General features: G+C 73.4%; 15 protein-coding genes. 8 read left to right on the plus strand and 7 right to left on the minus strand.

The window, feature by feature from the left end; all coding sequences use genetic code 11:
* Positions 1 to 126: 126 nt before the first annotated feature.
* From OG488_RS04075 to OG488_RS04090, 4 genes are all read left to right on the plus strand, one after another.
* The gene (locus OG488_RS04075; RefSeq protein WP_329225986.1) at positions 127 to 1,779 is read left to right on the plus strand and encodes a serine/threonine-protein kinase; all 1,653 of its coding nucleotides are present in this window, start codon (positions 127 to 129) and stop codon (positions 1,777 to 1,779) included.
* An 85-nt stretch (positions 1,780 to 1,864) separates the two neighbouring features.
* A complete protein-coding gene (locus OG488_RS04080; RefSeq protein ID WP_329225987.1) occupies positions 1,865 to 2,548 on the plus strand; it encodes a TetR/AcrR family transcriptional regulator in 684 nt (227 codons plus the stop codon).
* Between the two features lie 43 nt (positions 2,549 to 2,591).
* Positions 2,592 to 3,752 carry an FAD-dependent oxidoreductase gene (locus OG488_RS04085; protein ID WP_329225989.1) on the plus strand — a complete coding sequence of 387 codons (1,161 nt, stop codon included), beginning with the start codon at positions 2,592 to 2,594 and terminating at the stop codon, positions 3,750 to 3,752.
* 50 nt (positions 3,753 to 3,802) lie between these two features.
* On the plus strand, positions 3,803 to 5,164 hold the full coding sequence (locus OG488_RS04090) for a CoA transferase (RefSeq protein WP_443074207.1): 1,362 nt from the start codon (positions 3,803 to 3,805) through the stop codon (positions 5,162 to 5,164).
* 78 nt (positions 5,165 to 5,242) lie between these two features.
* On the opposite strand, the gene OG488_RS04095 is transcribed toward OG488_RS04090, so the two are convergent.
* The gene (locus tag OG488_RS04095; protein WP_329225991.1) at positions 5,243 to 6,907 is read right to left on the minus strand and encodes an IclR family transcriptional regulator domain-containing protein; all 1,665 of its coding nucleotides are present in this window, start codon (positions 6,905 to 6,907) and stop codon (positions 5,243 to 5,245) included.
* Positions 6,908 to 7,113: 206 nt separating this feature from the next.
* On the opposite strand from OG488_RS04095, the gene OG488_RS04100 reads away from it, so the two are divergent.
* The 4 genes from OG488_RS04100 to OG488_RS04115 all read left to right on the plus strand — a co-directional run bounded on the left by OG488_RS04100 (position 7,114) and on the right by OG488_RS04115 (position 11,896).
* Entirely contained in the window at positions 7,114 to 7,884 is a 771-nt protein-coding gene (locus OG488_RS04100) for a CoA transferase subunit A (RefSeq protein WP_329225992.1), read from the plus strand.
* Complete coding sequence (locus OG488_RS04105; RefSeq protein ID WP_329225994.1) at positions 7,884 to 8,516, plus strand: CoA transferase subunit B; 633 nt, start codon at positions 7,884 to 7,886, stop codon at positions 8,514 to 8,516. The genes OG488_RS04100 and OG488_RS04105 overlap by 1 nt, the downstream gene beginning before the upstream one ends.
* Before the next feature lie 300 nt (positions 8,517 to 8,816).
* A complete protein-coding gene (locus OG488_RS04110) occupies positions 8,817 to 10,640 on the plus strand; it encodes a SpoIIE family protein phosphatase (RefSeq protein ID WP_329225995.1) in 1,824 nt (607 codons plus the stop codon).
* Between the two features lie 152 nt (positions 10,641 to 10,792).
* Positions 10,793 to 11,896, plus strand: a complete 1,104-nt coding sequence (locus OG488_RS04115) for a serine hydrolase domain-containing protein (RefSeq protein ID WP_329225997.1) — start codon at positions 10,793 to 10,795, stop codon at positions 11,894 to 11,896.
* Between the two features lie 45 nt (positions 11,897 to 11,941).
* Here the strand turns inward: OG488_RS04115 and OG488_RS04120 are convergent, their stop codons facing one another.
* From OG488_RS04120 to OG488_RS04145, 6 genes are all read right to left on the minus strand, one after another.
* Entirely contained in the window at positions 11,942 to 13,390 is a 1,449-nt protein-coding gene (locus tag OG488_RS04120) for an amidase (protein ID WP_329225999.1), read from the minus strand.
* A 28-nt stretch (positions 13,391 to 13,418) separates the two neighbouring features.
* Positions 13,419 to 14,747, minus strand: a complete 1,329-nt coding sequence (locus OG488_RS04125) for a purine-cytosine permease family protein (RefSeq protein WP_329226001.1) — start codon at positions 14,745 to 14,747, stop codon at positions 13,419 to 13,421.
* Positions 14,748 to 14,873: 126 nt separating this feature from the next.
* Positions 14,874 to 15,779 (minus strand): Gfo/Idh/MocA family protein, encoded by a 906-nt coding sequence (locus OG488_RS04130; protein WP_329226003.1) that lies wholly within the window; start codon positions 15,777 to 15,779, stop codon positions 14,874 to 14,876.
* Positions 15,780 to 15,903: 124 nt separating this feature from the next.
* The gene (locus OG488_RS04135; RefSeq protein ID WP_329226005.1) at positions 15,904 to 17,112 is read right to left on the minus strand and encodes an ROK family transcriptional regulator; all 1,209 of its coding nucleotides are present in this window, start codon (positions 17,110 to 17,112) and stop codon (positions 15,904 to 15,906) included.
* An 88-nt stretch (positions 17,113 to 17,200) separates the two neighbouring features.
* Positions 17,201 to 18,145: a carbohydrate ABC transporter permease gene (locus OG488_RS04140; RefSeq protein WP_329226007.1), complete on the minus strand. Its 945-nt coding sequence runs from the start codon at positions 18,143 to 18,145 to the stop codon at positions 17,201 to 17,203.
* Entirely contained in the window at positions 18,142 to 19,122 is a 981-nt protein-coding gene (locus OG488_RS04145) for a carbohydrate ABC transporter permease (RefSeq protein ID WP_329226009.1), read from the minus strand. The genes OG488_RS04140 and OG488_RS04145 overlap by 4 nt, the downstream gene beginning before the upstream one ends.
* Positions 19,123 to 19,152: the final 30 nt, after the last annotated feature.

Genomic DNA, 19,152 nt, shown 5'->3' on the forward strand with positions numbered 1-19,152 from the left:
CCCGCCGACCGGTCGCCTACCCCCGGCGGCCCCCCACAGGCGTGTGCCACCCCGCGTCGACCAGGACGGGCCCCCGGATTCCCGGAGGGCCGGTACAGCGGGCGGAGGGTGTGGCACAGTCGTGCGGTGGACGGTCTGCGGCCCCAGGATCCCTCGCGCATAGGCGCCTACCAGCTGATGGCCCGTCTCGGTGCCGGCGGAATGGGGCAGGTGTATCTCGGCCGCTCCCCCGGAGGACGGCTCGTCGCGGTGAAGGTGATCCGCGACGAGATCAGCGAGCACCCGGAGTCGCTGGCCCGCTTCCGGCGCGAGGCCGCCACCGTGGAGACGGTGCGCAGCGCGTGGACCGCCCGGTTGATCGAGGCGTCCCTCGACACCTCGCCCTACTGGCTGGCCACCGAGTACGTGCCGGGACCCACGCTGTACGGGGCGGTGCGGGACGGCGGCGCGTTCCCGCCCGACAGCGCGCGGAAGCTGTGCGCCGCCCTCGCCGAGGGGCTGGCGGCGGTCCACGCCCACGGAGTCACGCACCGGGACCTGAAGCCGCAGAACGTGATCCTCTCGCCGCAGGGACCGCAGCTGATCGACTTCGGCATCGCGCGGGGGCTCGGGCAGACGGTGCTCACCCGGGACGGGACGGCCCCGGGAACCCCGGGGTTCGCGGCGCCCGAGGTCGTCCTGCGCAACGAGACCGGCCCGGCCGCGGACGTGTTCGCGCTGGGGGCGACCCTCGCGTACACCGTGACCGGCAGGCCTCCGTTCGGCTACGGGGACCCGGCCACGGTGAGTTACCGGGCCGTGCACGAGGACATCGACCTGGAGGGCGTGCACCCCGCGCTCGCCGCGCTGATCGAGGAGTGCGTCGCCAAGGATCCCGCGGAGCGGCCGGATCCGGCGGCCCTGATCGCACGGTGCGCGGTGGACTCGGCCCTGGCGGGGGACGCCCACTACCGGGCCCTGACCGGTGCGGAGGCCGCTGCCGCAGTGGCGGACGGCGCGAAGACCGCCGTCCTGCCGGCCGGAGCGACGACGCGGGGCGAGGACGGGGCGGTCGTCTCCGCGGGGCCGCCCGGCCCCACCCCGCTCGACGGACCGGACCGCGGGGCACGCCCCTCCCGCACGGGTCGCCGCGGGGCCCTGGGCCTCGCGGCGGTCGCGGCCGTGCTGGCGGCATCGGCGACGGCCTGGCTGCTCTCGGGCCCGCCGCAGGACCGGGACACCGGGGCGGGGCCCACGGACAGCGCGGAGGCACCCCGGCGGCCTGCGACGACGTCACCGGAACCGGCCGCGGGGCCGCCGGACCACATCGTGGACGACCGCACGTCACAGGATCGCTGGGCCTTGTCCGAGGACCCCGCACAGGCGGCCCAGGGCATCGGCTCCTGCGACCTGTCCGCCCCGGCGACGGCCTCGCTGCCGGTGGACCTCCAGTCGTCCGTGTCGCACACGACGGGCTCGGACACGGCCTCGGTGACGATGCGCCCGAAGGACGCCGGCGAGGGGATGCGGCCGGCGCCCTACTACGTGGCCGTGGGTGTCCGCCCTCCGCACGGGACCGACCCCGCCACGGGCCGTCCCACCCGGTCCGTGGGCGAGGGCGTCGGCTTCACCAGCAAGCCCGTCGACCTCTTCTCGACGTGGTCCTCCGGCGGCTCCCTCACCTTCCGGTATCCGGAGGACTTCCGGGCCCACTTCGACGACCGGACCGTGGTGCTGTACCACGTCGAAGGCGGCCCCCGTCAGTTCACCTCCGTCGTCTGCAACGGCTTCCACGCCTGAGACAGAGGCTCCGGGCAGGGGTCCGAGCCCTCGGAACCCGACCGACGAACTTGTTCGTGACGAACATGTTCGTTACTGTCGAGGGGTGACTCCGCGAACCCCAGCCCCCCGCAGCCGCCGCGAACGGCCGGCCAAGCCCGCCCTCACCCACGAGGCCATCGTCACCGCCGCCGTCCGGCTCATGGCGGCCGAAGGGCTGGAGCGCGTCACCATGCGCCGGCTGGCCCAGGAGCTCGACACCGGTCCCGCCTCGCTGTACGTGTACGTCGCCGGCACCGCCGAGCTGCACGCCGCGATCCTCGAGGAACTGCTCGGCGCGGTCGACCTCTCCCCCACGACCGGGGAGGGCGACTGGCGCGACCGGCTGGCCCAGGTGCTCCTGTCGTACACCCGTGTCCTGTTCGACCACCCCGGCCTCGCCCGGTCCGCCCTGGTCACCCGCCCTTCCGGGCCGCACTACCTCGCCCTCGTCGAGAGCGTCCTCGGCCTCCTGCACGAGGGCGGCGTGCCCGGCGGGCAGGCGGCCTGGGGGGTGGACGTCCTCCTCCAGGTGGCCACCGCGACCGCCACCGAGCAGTCCGTACGCGAGGGCGCCCCCGACGCCGAGGACGACCACGACGCGCTCGTCGAGGCGCTGGGGCAGGCATCCGCCCGGACCCATCCACGCATCGCCGCGCTCGGCACCGACCTGTTCTCCGGCACCCCGCAGGAACGCCTGGCCTGGATCTTCCGGGCGGTCGTCAACGGCACGGCCACCACACCCCGCTGAGGCGGCCGGGGGCCCCTCCCCCACAGCGAAAGCGAGCATCGCCATGAACACCACCCCGCACCACCCCCTCACCGTCGTCGGCGCCGGCCTCGGCGGCCTGGTCCTCGCCAGGGTCCTCCACGTGCACGGGATCGAGGCCGCCGTGTTCGACCTGGACGCCGACCGGCACGCGCGCACCCAGGGCGGCATGCTCGACATCCACGAGGAGACCGGGCAGGCGGCCCTGCACGCCGCGGACCTGTACGAGGAGTTCCGCGCACGGGTCCACCCCGGCGGTGAGGCGATGCGCGTCCTCGACAAGGCGGCTCGCGTCGCGCTGGAGGAGAAGGACGACGGCGACGGAGGCCGCCCCGAGATCGACCGGGGCGATCTGCGCGACCTCCTGCTCGACGAGCTCCCCGAGGGAACCGTCCGCTGGGGCGCCAAGGTCGCGGGCGCCGAGCCGCTGGGCGACGGACGCCACGCGGTGACGCTCGCCGACGGCACCACGTTCACCACCGGACTGCTCGTCGGCGCCGACGGCGCCTGGTCGCGGATCCGGCCACTGCTCTCCGACGCCCGGCCCGCCTACACCGGCATCTCCTTCGTGGAGCTCGACCTCCTCGACGCCGACACCCGCCACCCCGGGTGCGCCGAACTGATCGGGGGCGGCATGTTCTTCGCCCTCGGCGACCACAAGGCGTTCCTCGCCCACCGCGAGACGGACGGCAGCCTGCACGTCTACACGGCGCTGCGCGCGGCCGAGGACTGGCTGCCCACCATCGACTTCACCGACACCGAGGCCGCGAAGGCCGCGCTGCTGGAGCACTTCGCCGACTGGGCACCGGGCCTGCGCGCCCTGGTCACCGAGGCCGACGGCGCACTGACCCCCCGCCACATCCACGCGCTGCCCGTCGAGCACCGGTGGCAGCGGATCCCCGGTGTCACCCTCCTCGGGGACGCCGCCCACCTGATGTCCCCGTTCGCCGGCGAGGGAGCCAACCTCGCCATGTTCGACGGCGCGGAGCTGGGCCGCGCCCTCGCCGCACACCCGGGTGACACCGAGGCCGCACTGACCGCGTACGAGGACGCCCTGTTCCCGCGTAGCGAGCGGACGGCCCAGGATTCCGCGCGGAGCCAGGAGATGATCTTCCACGACCGGGCACCGCAGCCGCTGGTCGACATGTTCACCTCCTTCGCCGTGGAGCCGCGCTCGGAGGGATGAGCGGTACCCGACCCGGCGGCCTCGTCCTGGCGGTGCCGCAGACTGGGCGGATGGCAGACACCGAGGACGCAGCCACCGCACACGCCTGGGCAGCTCTGGGGGGCCGCGCCCGACTCGTCCGGCGTGTCTCCTTCCAGGAGGCGGGCCCTGTCCTGCCGTCCCGGCTTCCTGTGCGAGAACTGGCGCGGGCCTGCGTGGGAGTGTCCTCGCTGGCCGCCGCGGAACTGCTGGCGCTGCGCAACCGCGTGCCGGTGCCCGCGGTGCGGGTGGACGAGGCGGCGGTGGCCACCGCGTTCGTCAGCGAGCGCCGTCTGAGGATCGACGGCCGGGCCCCGACGTCCTTCGCTCCGCTGTCCGGGTTCTGGAGGACCACCGACGGGTGGGTGCGCACGCACGCCAACTACCCGCACCACCGCGCCCGGCTGCTCGGCGCACTGGGCATCGCGGACACCGGAGGCGACCGGGAGCCGGTCGGTGTGCTCGCGAAGGAGCTGGCATCGCGTCAGGCCCGCGAGGTCCAGGAGACCGTTTACGCGGCGGGCGGGCTGGCCGTGGCCGTGGCGTCCGCCCCTGCTGCGGCCGGCCCCGCCCTGGTGGAGACGCCGCAGGTGACCGAAGGCGGCCACCGGTCTCCGGCACCCGCGTCCCTGCCCGCCCAGGGGGTGCGGGTCCTGGACCTGACCCGCGTCATCGCCGGCCCGGTCGCCACCCGCTCACTGGCGCTGCTGGGCGCCGACGTGCTGCGCGTGGACACTCCCCGTATCCCCGAGGACCCGGATGCCCACGCCGACACCGGCCCGGGCAAACGCTCCACGCTGCTGGACCTCACCAGTACCGGCGACCGCCACGTCTTCGAGGACCTTCTCGGCCGGGCGGACGTCGTGGTGACGGGCTACCGCCCCGGCGCTCTGGACCGGCACGGGCTGAGCCCCGAGGTGCTCCTGGCCAAGCGTCCCGGGCTGATCGTCGCCCAGCTGTGCGCCTGGGGCTGGTCCGGCCCCTGGGCGGGCCGCCGCGGCTTCGACAGCCTGGTCCAGGCCGGTACCGGCATCGCCTCCATCGAAGCCGGGCCCGACGGCCGCCCCGGTGCACTGCCCGCGCAGGCGCTGGATCACGGAACCGGATACCTGCTCGCCGCCGCCGTCCTCCGCGCACTGAGCGACCGCCTGACCACCGGCGGCGGGCGGCATCTCCGTCTCTCCCTGGCAGGCACGGCCTCATGGCTGCTGCACGACATCCGCCCCGCACAGGAAACGGCCGGCACCTACGACCCCGGCCACTGGCTCACGGAGACCGGATCGCCCTACGGCCTGCTGCGACATGCCCTGCCCCCGGTGCACTACACCGGCGCACCCGCGAACTGGGACCGTGCGCCGACCCGGTGGGGCACCGATGCGCCCTCCTGGGCATAGCGCGGGGGCGCGGGACGACCGGACCGAGGGCCTGCGGCACACGCCGTCGGTGTGCGGGGTGCACCACGACCGCACGGCTCAGAGAACCGCCACACGGGTGAAGCGGGCGGCGGTGTGCAGTTCGGCCTCGATTCGCCCCGCGGTGAGGCGCAGCAGGGGCAGCACCTGCTCCAGGCACTCCTCGATGGTGCGGCTGCTGCTGTGCATCGCGACGTTGATCGAGGCGACGGCGGTGCCTGCCCGGTCGCGCACGGGTACCGCGATCGAGCGCAGGCCGGCCTCCAGTTCCTCGTCGACCAGGGCGTACCCCTCGGCCCGCACACGCTCCAGAACCGCTTCCAGCGCGGCACGGCGGGTGAGGGTGTGGGGAGCCAGGGGGCGCAGTTCGGAGTGGGCGAGGACCGGCTCGAGCGCCGCGCCGGACAGGTCGGCCAGCAGGACCCGGCCGAGCGAGGTGGCGTAGGCGGGGAAGCGGGTCCCGACGGTGATGTCGACGGTCATGATGCGGTGGGTGGCGGCGCGCGCCACGTACTGCACGGAGTCGTCGACGAGGACCGCGAGGGAGGTGGAGTCCTGGATCCGTCCCGCCAGCGCGGCGAGGTGCGGCTCGGCGATCCGCGGGAGCGTGGTGCGGGAGAGCACCGGGTACCCGAGGGCCAGGACGCGCGGTGTCAGCCGGTGGCCCCGGCCGTCGGCCGTGACGTAGCCGAGGTGGTCGAGGGTGATCAGCGCCCTGCGCGCCGAGGCGCGCGAGAGTCCGGTCGCACGGGCCACGTCGCTGAGCGTGAGAGCCGCTCCGTCGTCACCGAAGGCGGTGACGACGGTCAGGCCCCGGGCGAGGGACTCCACGAACTCCCGGCCCAGCTCCTGCTTCGAGGCCGCGGTCCACGAGGCGAGCGTCCCGGGGCCGGCCGGTGGGCTCGCGGGGGGCGCGTCACGCAGTCGCCCCTCCATCGCGTCGGCGGCGGCGCGCAGCCGGGGCAGGAGGCTGTCGCGGAGTCCTCGCGCGGTGTGCCTGCTGGTGTGGCTGACCACGCTGAGGACGCACGCGATGGATCCGGCGGGGTCCCGTACGGGTGTGGCGAGGGCGAGAAGGCCGGGCTCGATCAGCTGGTCGTCCAGCGCCCAGCCGTCGGCCCGTGCGGCTTCCACGCGGTCCTCGAACAGGTCGTCCTCCGGGCCCGGGCGCCCCCGGAGGGACGGGAAACCGGCTCCGTCGGGATCGGCCTCCCGCCGCTCCCGCCAGGCCCCCCAGGCCTCGGGACCCCAGAGGGTGGCGAACAGTGCGCCCGGGGCGGTGCGCTCGGCGGGCAGCAGGTCACCGATGCGGAAGCGCAGGGACATGGCCCGGCGCCGGGTGGCCTGATGCACGAAGCGGATGCCGTCGCCGTCGGGCACCGCGAGGGAGACGGACTCGTCGAGTTCGTCCGCGAGTGCGTCCACCTCGTCGCCGAGCAGGCCGGGGAGCCGGATCGAGGACAGGTAGGCGTTGCCCAGCTCCATGAGGCGCGGCGCGAGGGTGACGGTCCTGCCGTCGACGCGGACGTATCCCGTGCGGGCGAGCGTGAGCGTGACCCGGTCGACGGTCGAGCGGGCCAGACCGCTGGCACGCTCCAGGTCGCTGAGGCTGAGGGAGCCGTCCGCGTCGGTCAGCCGGCGCAGGACCGCGATGCCGCGCATGAGCGGGGCGACGGCCTCCGCGGGGACGTCCGTGTCCGGCCGGGCGGTGCTGGTCGGGGGCATCTGTTCTCCGTCGGGTGGGTCCGTGCCGGAAGGACACGGTACGGCGCCGCGCGGCCTCCCGGGCGCGCGCCCTCCCGCCGGGGGCGTGGTCCGGACGCACCCGGCGGGAGTGGGGGCCGTTGACACGGCTCCGGTGCGGGCGGCAAACTCCAGGCATTCGAGTGAAGGAAACTTCACTGGGCGAACACTAGTGGAGGGACGGTCCCATGGACAAGGTGGTCGCGTCGGCGGCGCTGGCCGTCGCCGACGTGCCGGAGGGCGCGTCGGTGGCGGTGGGAGGCTTCGGCCTCAGCGGTGTGCCGAACGTGCTGATCGACGCCCTGCACGCGAGCGGGGTCAGCGGGCTCGCCGTCGTGTCCAACAACTGCGGGGCGCTGGACTCCGGTCTCGCGGTCCTGCTCTCCGCCGGCCGCATCAGCCGGGTGACCGGCTCCTACATCGGCGGCAACAAGGAGTTCGCCCGGCAGTACCTCGGGGGCGAACTGGAGCTGGAGCTGATCCCGCAGGGCACCCTGGCCGAGCGGCTTCGGGCCGGCGGCGCGGGGATACCCGCGTTCTACACGCCGGCCGGGGTGGGCACCCAGGTCGCCGACGGCGGTCTCCCCTGGCGCTACGACGGCGAGGGCGGGGTGGCGGTGGCCTCCCCGGCCAAGGAGGTACGCGACTTCGACGGCACCGAGTACGTCCTGGAGCACAGCATCCGTACCGACTTCGCGCTCGTCAGGGCGGCGAAGGGCGACCGGCACGGCAACCTCGTCTTCAACAAGTCCGCACGCAACTTCAACCCGCTCGCCGCCATGGCCGGACGCGTCACCGTCGCGGAGGTCGAGGAGCTGGTCGAGCCGGGCGGGATCGACCCCGACGATGTGCATCTGCCCGGCATCTTCGTGCAGCGGGTCGTCGCGCTCACTCCCGGGCAGGCCGCGGACAAGAAGGTCGAGAAGCGGACGGTCACGGAGAGGGAGGCGCGGGACTGATGGCCTGGAACCGGAACGAGATGGCCGCCAGGGCGGCCGCGGAGTTGCGCGACGGCGAGTACGTCAACCTGGGGATCGGGCTGCCGACGCTGATCCCGAACCACCTCCCGGGGGGCGTGCACGTCGTCCTGGAGTCAGAGAACGGCATCCTGGGCACCGGCGCGTTCCCGTACGACGAGGACGTCGACCCCGACCTGATCAACGCGGGCAAGGAGACGGTGACGGTCCGGCCGGGCGCCTCGTTCTTCGACTCGGCGCTCTCCTTCGGGATGATCCGCGGCGGCCACATCGACACCGCCGTGCTCGGGGCCATGGAGGTCTCGGCCCGGGGCGACCTCGCCAACTGGGCGGTGCCGGGCAGGATGGTGACGGGCATCGGCGGAGCGATGGACCTCGTGCACGGGGCACGCCGCGTCATCGTGACCATGACGCACACCGCGAAGGACGGCAGCCCGAAGATCGTCGAGGAGTGCACCCTGCCGCTGACCGGCAAGGCCTGCGTCCACCGCGTCATCACGGACCTCGCGGTGCTCGACGTGACCGAGGACGGCCTGGTCCTGATCGAGACCGCCCCCGGGGTGAGCATCGCCGAGGTCCTGGAGAGGACGGCCGCTCCGGTCCGTGCGGAGTGACCCTCTCGCGCGGTCGGGGCTCCCTCCGCCGCCCCGGGCGTGCCGCTCCCGAGCGGCGGAACGGGCGTACCGGATGAATGATGAACAGATGCCACGGTGGAGCGGGTGCCGCCCGGCGTCTTCACCGGGCGGACCGGGCCGGCTCCGGCCATGAAGCGGAAGGCACGAGCGCATGACCTCCCAGAGCGCGTCTCCGGCGTCGGACCGGGTGCCGCCCGTGCCGCCGCCGGGAGGACCTGCGCGCGTGGGGACGGCGGACACGGGCGGAGAGGCCCGCCCGGCGACGACGGAGGGCGCCCCATGAGGTCCACGGACGGGGCACTGGAGATCGGCTTCATGCGCACGGTGTTCGACAGCCTCGGAGCGGGGGTCTTCGTCACCGACACCGCGGGCCTGCTCACCGCGTGCAATCCACGGGCACAGGAGCTGCTCGGCCGCACGCTGGAGCAGATGCTCGGCCGCGACATGCACGACCTGATGCACCGCGGCCCGGACGGCGGCACGATCCCGCGCGACGCGTGCGGGCTGCTGGCCGTCCTGGACAGCGGCCGGCCCTCGGAGGGCAGCGAGGAACTCCTCCTGCGCGGGGACGGCACCCTGGTGCCCGTCATCTGGGCCGCCACTCCCCTGCGGGTCGAGGGCCGCACGGAGGGCGCGGTGATCGTCTTCCACGACTTCAGCCTGCACCGCGACGCCGCCGAGCAGACCGCGGCCTACCTCGCCGCCCTGGAGGGGCTCACCGCCCGGCTGACGATGGTGGCGGAGGTCTCGACCGTCCTCATCTCCACCCTGGAGACAGAGGAGATGCTGAACAGGCTGGCCGGGCTGCTCGTGCCGGACATGGGTGACTGGGCCGCGATCGACGTGCGTACCCCGGGACGTGTAGGCGAGATGCGGCGCGTGGCCGTCCGCACCCCCGGCGACCGAGGGCCGGCGGAGGCGCTCACGGGGCCGTTGCCGCCCCTGTCCGAGTCGACCCGCTCGGCCGTGGTCCGAGCGCTGCGGGGAGGCGAGCCCGTCGTCCTGGACGCGGCCGACCTCGCCGAGCCGCCGGACGGTCCTCTCGCCCTCGCCCACCGGGTGCTGTTCGACCGGCTGGGAGGGACCTGCGCCGTCGTGGTCCCCCTGCACACGCGGCGGCAGGTCCTCGGCGCGCTGACCGTGGCGCGCGTGGCCCCGGACTCCTCCTACAGCGACGCCGAGGTCTTCGTACTCGCCGACATCGCGCGCCGGGCCGGCATCGTGATGGAGGCCGCCGAGCTGTTCGAACAGCAGCGCCACGTCGCGGAGACCATGCAGCGCCAGCTCCTCACCCCCCTGCCACAGGTCGACCACCTCACGCTGGCGGCCCGCTACCGGCCCGCGGAGAGCGCCGCCGAGATCGGCGGGGACTGGTACGACTCCTTCCTCCTCGGCGACGGGGTCCTGACGATGGTCATCGGTGACGTCGTCGGGCACGACCTCAAGGCCGCCGCCCACATGGCCGAGGTCCGCAACATGCTGCGCGCCCTGGCCTGGGACCGGACGGAGCCGCCCAGCCTGATCATGCGCCGTCTGGACGAGGCCATGACCCACACCAGCGACGCCCCCATGGCCACCTGCGTCTTCGCACGCGTCGAAGGCGAGGAGGGCGGCCCGTGGGAGCTCCACTGGGTCAACGCCGGGCACCCGCCGCCCCTGCTGGTCACCGCCGACGGCGACACCCGCTTCCTCGAAGCGGGTCACGGCCCCCTGCTCGGACTCAGCTCGGCCCTGCACATGGGGCTTGGGTGGCCCGACGCCCGCGCCGAGCTCCCGCCCCGGTCGACCCTCCTGCTCTACACCGACGGGCTGGTCGAGAGCCGCGCCCGGGACATCGAGGCCGGTCTCGCCCTGCTGCGCCGGCACGCCGCGGACCTGGCCCACCATGACGTCGAGGACTTCCTCGACGAACTCCTGGCGCGCATCGACCCCAGCGGCGACGACGTCGCCCTGCTGGTGCTGCGCATCCCGCCGGAGGGTGTCGGTGCCGGCGACGACGAGGCACCGCCTCAGCACTCCCACAGCCCGGCCGCCGCCGACCGGGGTGCCCCGGGCTCCCGTATCGAGGGCACCCCGGTCAGGGACACCTCCGAGCCGGCCTGATACACACAACTCGCGCCTCCGCAAGGGGGGTTGGGGACACCCTGGATCCGGGTACGGGGCGTACCGATCTTCCGTCGGCGTCCTGGCAGGGTCATCGGTGAACGACCGACCGGCCCGCGAAGCGCGGGCCACGACCCAGGGGGAACACACTCATGCGTCGCACACGCCTCGCCGCCGCAGTCCTGCTCGCCGCCACCCTCACCGGGGCACTCTCCCCCGCGGCAGCCGCCCGTCCGTCGGATCCGGTGCAGCGCCGGCTCGATCTGCTGGTGGAGCGGGACGGCGTCCCGGGCGCCCTCGCGTACGGCGGCGGGACGACCCGTACGGCCGGAGTCTCGGATATGACGACGAACCGTCAGATGGTGGGACCACAGGGCCGGTTCCGGCTCGCCAGCAACACCAAGGCCTTCACCGCCACCGCCGTGATGCGTCTGGTGGCGGACGGGCGGATACGCCTCGACGACCGCGCCGGGACCTACGTGCCCCAGCTCGCCACGCACGCCGTCACCGTACGGCAGTTGCTGAAGCAGACGAGCGGGCTCCCGGAGTACACCGCGCTGGTCGACTGGTCGAAGGGCGGCACGTCGCAGGAGTATCTGGCTCTCGCGCTCGGCGCGGAGCCCGATTTCGAGCCCGGCACCGACTGGGGGTACTCCAACACGAACTACCTGGTGCTCGGCATGGTGATCGACCGGGCCTCCGGCGTCGGTTTCCGCACCTATGTCGAGCGTACGATCCTGCGCCCGCTGCACCTGGACGACACCTACTGGCCCGCCCCCGGCGAACTGGCCCTGCGAGGACCGCACGCCCGTAACTACGGTGTGCACCCCGCGTTCCCGGAGGCGGGGGTCGTCGACGTGACGGAGCTTCCCGGGTACGAGTTCGGTGCGTCCGGCGGGCTCGTCTCCACGCCCGGGGACCTCGACGCCTTCTGGAACGGTCTGTTCGGCGGCCGTCTCCTGCCGGGCTGGGCACTGGGTCTGATGACGCGGGACACCACCGACGTCGGCGGCCGGGACGTGTACCCCGCGGGCAGCCGTTACGGCTACGGCATCGCCTCGCACCCGCTCAGCTGCGGCGGGGTCTACTGGGGCCACGGCGGCGACCTGCCCGGCGGCTCGGTGGGCGGCGGCCGGGCCACGGGCGGCCGGGGCACCGTGACCGTCTACACCACGACGTGGGCGGGCGGCGGCGAGAGCCTGGGCCACCTCCAGGGCGCGGTGGACGCCGCGTTGTGCGCCGGCGGCCGCGGGTGAACCGAAGGCCCGCCGCCACGCCGGCGGGCCCCGCACGCCAGGGCCTCAGCAACCGGCGGGCCAGCGGTGGGCCCACGGAGCCGCCCGCTCGAACGCGGCTGCCGCACGCAGGACCTGCGCGTCGGCGAGATGCCGGCCGACGATGTGCAGCCCCACCGGCAGACCGTCCCGGGTCCAGCCGGCGGGGACGCTCACGGCGGGCTGGCCGGTGAGGTTGGCCGGGAAGGTGAAACCGGTCCAGGCGGTGTCCGCCACCTCCCGGCCGTCGATGTGCCCGGGCCCCTGGATGCCGACGGCGAACGGCGGCACGGCGGCGGTCGGGGTGACCAGCAGGTCGTACGTGGACATCAGCCGCGCCGTCCGGTTGACGACCGCCTTACGGACGATGTTGGCGTCGGTGAACTCCTCGGCCGTCCAGCGGCGTCGCATCATCGCCACGAGATGGGGCGACATCCGCTCGCCGTGCACATCGACGAGGCCGCGCATGCCGGTGAGGTCCGTCTCGGCGGCGATGAGGGCGGCGAAGGCCTCGGCGGGGTCGTCCCACCCGGGGTCCACCGCCTCGACCCGGCAGCCGAGGTCCTTCTCCAGGACGCCGACCGCGGCGTCGACGACTCGGCGCACCTCGGGGTCGACGGCGAGGTAGCCGAGGTCGGCGCTGTAGGCGACGCGCAGCCCTTGAACACCCGCCCCGTCGGGCGCCCCGTTCCAGTCGACGTCACCGCACGGGATCGAGTGACGGTCGCGCGGGTCGGGCCCGGCCAGCACGGACATCATCAGAGCCGCGTCGGCGACCGTGCGGGTCAGCGGGCCGATGTGTTCGAGCGACTCCCAGCCCGAGACCCCGGGATAGCGTTCGTCGCGGCAGCCGGGCCACACCGGGACCCGTCCCATCGCCGCCTTGAAGCCGACCAGCCCGCAGTGCGCGGCCGGCACCCGTACCGAGCCGCCCCCGTCGGATCCCAGCGAGACGGGCCCGAGGCCCGCGGCGACGGCCGCCGCCGATCCCGCGCTCGAACCGCCGGGCGTGAGTGCCGTGTTCCACGGGTTGCGGGTGGCGGGGAAGACCGGGTTGTGGCCCACGGCGCTGTATCCGAACTCGGTGGCGTTGGTCTTGCCGAGCACCACTGCCCCGGCACCGAGGACGCGCTCCACCACGATGTCGTCCTCGTCCGGCACGAAGTCCTCGTAGGCGGGCGAGCCGGACGTGGTACGGATGCCACGGGTCGCGATCAGGTCCTTCACCCCGATCGGCACGCCCGCCAGCGGGCCGACCTCCTCGCCGTGCGCGAGGCGCTCGCCGATCCGGCGGGCACGGGCACGCGCCTGGTCGGGGACGGGGGTGCAGTAGGCGTGCAGAGCGGGATCCAGCTCCGCCGTCCGGTCGAGGACCGCATCCACGGCTTCGAGGGGCGACACCTCCGACTTCCTTATGCGGGAGGCGAGTTCAGTGGCGGAAAGGCGGCAGATCTCGTCGCGTGCGGCGCGGTCCACAGGTGTTCTCCTCGGTGGGCGGATCGGGTCAGGCGACCTGGGCGACGGGCGCGGGCGCGGTGCGTTCGACGGCCAGGAAGACGCCGCACGCGACGGCCATGCCGATGAGCGCGTCGACGGAACCGGGCAGGAGGTAGTGGGCCACCGTCGCGGCGCCGGCGCCGGCCCCCCACGCGACGAGGGCGCCCGGCCTGTAGGCACGGGCCTCCCGGCCCGCCGTGCGGCGGCGCAGGAACAGCTGGTCCGTGATCAGGACGGCGCCGATGGGCGGCACGAAGATGCCGAGGAGGTTCAGCCAGTCGAGGAAGAGGCTCCACACCCCGGTCATCGCCGCGACCAGACCGAGGACGCTCAGGGCGATCGCGAGGGGCCGCATGCGGAACGGAGTGATGGCGGACCAGCCGACGGCCCCGTTGTAGAGGCAGTGCGAGGCGACCGAGCCGAGGTTGACGAAGACGAACAGGACGGCGACCGAGGTCAGCAGGGGTCCGTGGCCGGTGAGCAGCCCGAGGAATCCGCCGCCGTTGACGGCGGGGTCCACGGCCCCGCCGACCGCGACGACGAGCCCGCCCACGAGGTACGAGACGCTGTTGGCGAAGGGGAACGCGCAGCTCGCCGCGGCGACGGCGGCCCGTCCGCTCCTGGCCCAGCGGGTGAAGTCGGCGGTCATGGTGCCCGAGTCGGAGAACCCCGCGATCACGATGCTCATGGCCGCGCCGAAGGACAGGGCGTGACCGGCGCCCTCGTACGACAGGGCGTGGCCCAGGGATGTGCCGCCCTCGGCCAGGCCGAACCAGAGGGCGACACCCGCCAGGACGACGAACAGCGGGGTGGCGACGAGCCCGATCAGCGACAGGGCGCGGATGCCGAGGACGGTGAGCACGGTGTAGAGGACTCCCCCGGCGAGCGCGCCCAGCAACGGCGCCCACCCCAGGGCCTCCTGGAGCGTGGTGCCGCTCAGCCCGATCTGGAAGGAGTACCAGCCGATGACGACCGTGGAGAGGAAGGCCGCGGGTATGCGGCTCCCGAGCGTGCCGAACGTCCGGGCGGCCTGGTGGGAGAAGTTCTCGCCGGTACGGCCCGCGAGCCAGCTGAGTGCGCCGACGTAGGCGAAGAGCACGAGGTTGCCGAGGAGGATGGCCGCCGCCCCCTGCGCGAGGCCCAGGTTGTAGACGATGACGCCGCCGAACACGGCGTTGCCGAGGTTCATCGGGAAGCCGAACCACACGGCCGACACGGACAGCAGCCCGCGGCGCGCCCCCTGGGGCACCGGCTCGTGCTCGTACTCCTCGCCCAGCGGACCGCCTTCACGCAGGCGCGGCTCCTGACGTCGTGTTGCGCTCGTGGTCGTGGTCACGGGCCCTCCCGGTTTGCGGTATACCGTTCTGACGCTTGGACGGTAGGTTCCGGGTGTTTCCGCCGACGGCACGGCTTGTTACGGGATGGGGACGCCGGGACCGCGTGGCAATCCGGCCCTCGGAGGTCAGCCGGCCGTACGCGCGGCCATGTCGAGCAGCCTCTGGATGTGCAGGCCGTGGGCCGCGTCGATGCCGGTGCCCCGGCCGGTCCGTACGGCGGTGGCGAACTCGCGCCGGAGGACGGGCCAGCACTCCTCGTGGTCGATGCCGGCCGTGTCGTAGACCAGCTCCTCGCCGGGGCCGAAGAGTTCGACCCGCGTCCTGGCCCGCTCCAGCCGCACGCTGCCCGACAGGGACGCCTGGCTGACCGCGCCGTTCTCGTGCTCGCAGGTGAGCTCGATCCAGCGGCGCGGATCACCGGCGGCCCGTACGGAGACGATGGGGCCGACCGCACTGTCGAGGATGTCCAGGAGGTGCGGACCGAGGTCGAGCAGCGCCCCGTGCTCCAGCCGCCACGACGTGGCGAACTCCCCGCCCAGGAAGGCCCCGTGCAGATAGCAGGAGCGTGCTCCCGTCACCTCGCGGTTGGCCGCCTCGGCGAGGAAGGCGCGGGTGGCCGGGTGGTAGCGCTTGGTGAGGACGAGCTGGGAGATCACCCCGTGGTCGCTGACGGCGTCCGCCACTTTGCGCGCCGAGTCGAGGTCGGCGCCGAGCGGCTTCTCCAGCAGGAGGGCGCGGCCTGCGGCAGCGGCGCGTGGGGCGAGGACGGCCTGGACGGCGGGGGGCACGGCGAACGCGACCGCCTCGCACCGGTCGAGGAGTTCTTCGAAGGACGCGGCGACCGGCGCACCGTAGGGTTCGGCGACCTCGGCGGCGGCCTCCTGGCGGCGGGCCCAGACCGCCGCGAGTGTGGTCTCCGGCCCGGCCGCCAGCATGCGGGCGTGCATGGTGCGGGCCCAGGGGCCGGCGCCGACGAGGCCGACGCGGACCGGTTCGTGGGGCCAGACGTCCGGGAGGGGTGGGGTGGACATGGTGCTTCTCCGTCGTTCAGCTGTGGGTACGGTGCGCGCGCCGGGCGTGGGGTGCCGTCCGCGCGGTGCGCCCCGGCGCGTCGGTTGTGGTGCGCCGGGCCCCGGCCGGCCCGGCGCCCGGCGTTCAGGCGCCGACGCGGGCCAGGGCCGCGAGGCGGGCGTCGGCGCGGTCGGGGGCGTAGAGGTGGTCGATGACCATGTGGGCGGCTCCGGCCAGGGCCGCGCGGTCGCCCAGTTCGGAGGTGACGACCTGGAGGTGGGCCGTGGTGCGTGGCATGGCGCGCTGGTAGAGGAGTTCGCGGACCCCGGTGAGGAACGGGGTGCCCGCCAGGTCCCCGCTCAGCATCAGCACACCGGGGTTGAGCAGGGTGACGACGGTGACCAGGACCTCGCCGACGCGCTGCCCGGCCTCGCGGGCGAGCCGTACGGCGTCCGGATGCCCCGCGGCGAGGTGCTCGCGGACATCGGATCCCGAGGCGGTGGGCACTCCGGCGTCGGTCAGTTGCGCGGCGATCGACCGGCCGCTGGCGACCGCCGCGAGGCATCCGTAGGAGCCGCACATGCACAGTGCGTCGGGGCGGTCGTGCAGCCGGATGTGTCCGATGTCGCCCGCTCCGCCGTCGATGCCCCGGTAGATCTCGCCGCCGACGACGACGCCGGCGCCGATCCCGGTGGAGGCCTTGATCAGGACGAAGGCGCTGCACTCCGGGTGTCCGGCCTGCTGTTCGGCCAGGGCCATCAGGTTGGCGTCGTTGTCGACGAAGACCGGCAGCGGTCCCGCGGCGGGCATGGGGCCGACGTGCTCGGTCCAGGCCTCACGCATGCGCTCGCGTACAGGGAAGCGGTCCCATCCGGGCATGATCGGGGGCTGGACGATCCGGGCGGACTCCCAGTCGACCGGGCCGGGCACGGAGAGTCCGATGCCGCAGACCCGCTCGGGTCCCACGCCCGCCTCGGCGAGCAGCGGGCCGAACCGGCGGGCCAGTTGGTCCAGGGCCCGGTCGGGGCCGTCGGCGATGACGAGTGCGCCGGTGTGCTCGGCCAGCACCTCTCCGGACAGGTCGAGCACGGCGAGGCGTGCGTGCCGGGTCTCCAGGTCCGCCACGAGGACGACCGCGTGGGTCGCGTCGAACTCCAGCCGGGCGGAGGGGCGTCCGCCGGTGGAGGTGCCGGTGGCGCCACGCAGCCAGCCCGCTCCGAAGAGCTGGTCGAGCCGGTGTCCCACCGTCGAGCGGGACAGTCCGGTCGCCTGCTGGAGCTCGCCGCGCGTGGTGGCCTCGCCGCTGCGGATGAGCTGCAGGAGGTGCCCCGCGCTGGCCTGGTTTCCTGCCATCCCTGCTGTCCTCACCCTGTCTGTCGCGTCCGTGCCCGCTGCCCCTGGGGGCCAGGCGGTTAGTCCTGCCTGCCCCCCTGACCCGGGGTCAGCCCTTGTCCGCACCGCTGGTCAGACCCTCGGTGAGGAGCCGTTCGGCGGAGAAGAACAGGAGTACCACAGGGATGGTGAGGACCACCGACCCGGCCATCAGCACCGTCTTCGACACCTCGATGCCGTTGGCCAGTTGCTGGAGTCCCAGCGAGACCGTCCACCTCTCGGGGTCGGCCGCGAGGAAGAGGAGGGCGAAGAGGAACTCGTTCCAGGCGATCATGAAAACGTACAGCCCGGTCGCCATGAGGGTCGGCAGGGCGAGCGGCAGGATGATCTTGCGTACGGTCTGCAGGCGTGACGCGCCGTCGATCGACGCCGCCTCCTCGATGCTGTACGGGATGGTGACGAAGTAGTTCTTCAGCATGTAGATCGAGACGGGCACGGTCTGCGCGATGTAGACGATGGCGAGTCCGACCAGGCTGCCGGAGAGTCCCATCTTCGCGAACATGACGAAGAGCGGTACGGCCAGCAGGGTGGCCGGGAAGAGGTAGACGGCCAGGAAGACCGCGCTGACCTGCCGGTTGCCGAAGAACTTCAGCCGGCTCACCGCGTAGGCCCCCGGCACCGCCGCGGCCAGCGTGAGCAGGACCGTGGCGACGGCAACGAGCGCCGAGTTGACCAGCATGCCGAGGAATCCCTGGCCGCCGTCGGACGAGGACTTGAGGACGCTCTCGTAGGTGTCGAGCGTGAAGTCCTTCGCCGAGACCCAGAGGTTGCCGGGGTCCAGGAGCAGGGCGTCGATGGGCTTCACCGACAGCATGAGCATGTAGTAGAAGGGCACGATCGTGATCGCCGCGAGGAAGGCGATCACCACCCAGCGCAGCACGCCGAAGAAGCGTTCCTCGAACTGGGCGCGGGTGAGCCGGGGGCGCCTGGCCGCGGGCGGCGGGCTCGTGGTCCGCCCGGTCTCGTCGCGGGTCAGGGTGTCGGTGGCGGTCATGCCGATTCCTCCTGCATCTTCTTGCCGAAGAACTTGAAGTAGACGCCCAGGAGGGCCATGAGCACGACGGCCAGGACGAGCGCCTGCGCGGAGGCGGCACCGACGTCGAAGCGCGAGGTCAGGAAGTCGTACACGCGGACGGCCACGACGTCCGTGCCCGATCCGCCGCCGGTGAGCAGGTAGATGTCGTCGAACTTGTTGAACGTCATGATGAAGCGCAGGACGGAGAGCAGGGCGATCACGGGCATCAGCTGCGGCAGCAGGATGTGCCGGAAGCGCTGGGACAGGGTGGCGCCGTCGACCTCCGCCGCCTCCTCGAGTCCGGCGGGTACGGCCTGGAGCCGGGCCAGCATGAAGAGGAAGGCGAACGGGAAGTAGCGCCAGGTCTCGAAGGCGATGACGGTGAGCAGCGCGAGCGGGATGTCGAAGTGGACACCGAGCAGGCCGACTTCGTAGGACCGGGTGGAGAGGAAGGCGATGGGGTCGTCCCACCCGAAGAGCTTCTGGCCCCACTCGTTCACGATGCCGTACTGCGGGCTGAGCGCCACCTCCCAGACGAAGGAGACCGCGACCACGGGGGCCACGTACGGCAGGAGCATGGCCGCGCGCAGGACACCCCGGCCGCGGAAGGGCCGGCGCAGCGCGAGGGCGGCGATCAGCCCGAGGACGACGGAGCCCGCGGTGGCGCCGACGGTGTAGAGCAGCGTGGTGCCAAGGCTGCTCCAGAAGCCGGGTGAGCCGAAGACCTGCGAGAAGTTGTCCAGGGTCCACCGGCCGAAGAGGCCGTTCTCCTGGATGTCGACGAGCCGGGCGTTCTGGAAGGCGAGCAGGACGGTCCACAGGATCGGCAGGATCACCACGACCAGGACCACCAGGAAGGTGGGGGTCACGAAGGCGAGGCCCGCGCGGTTCTCCCGCCTGCTGGAACTCTGCGCGGGGACGCGGCGCTGCTTCGCGCCGCTCTGGGTTGTGCTCATGGGTCGGTTACCTCGCGAGGGAGCGGCGTG

It is taken from the genome of Streptomyces sp. NBC_01460, from assembly GCF_036227405.1.
Taxonomy (GTDB): Bacteria; Actinomycetota; Actinomycetes; order Streptomycetales; family Streptomycetaceae; genus Streptomyces.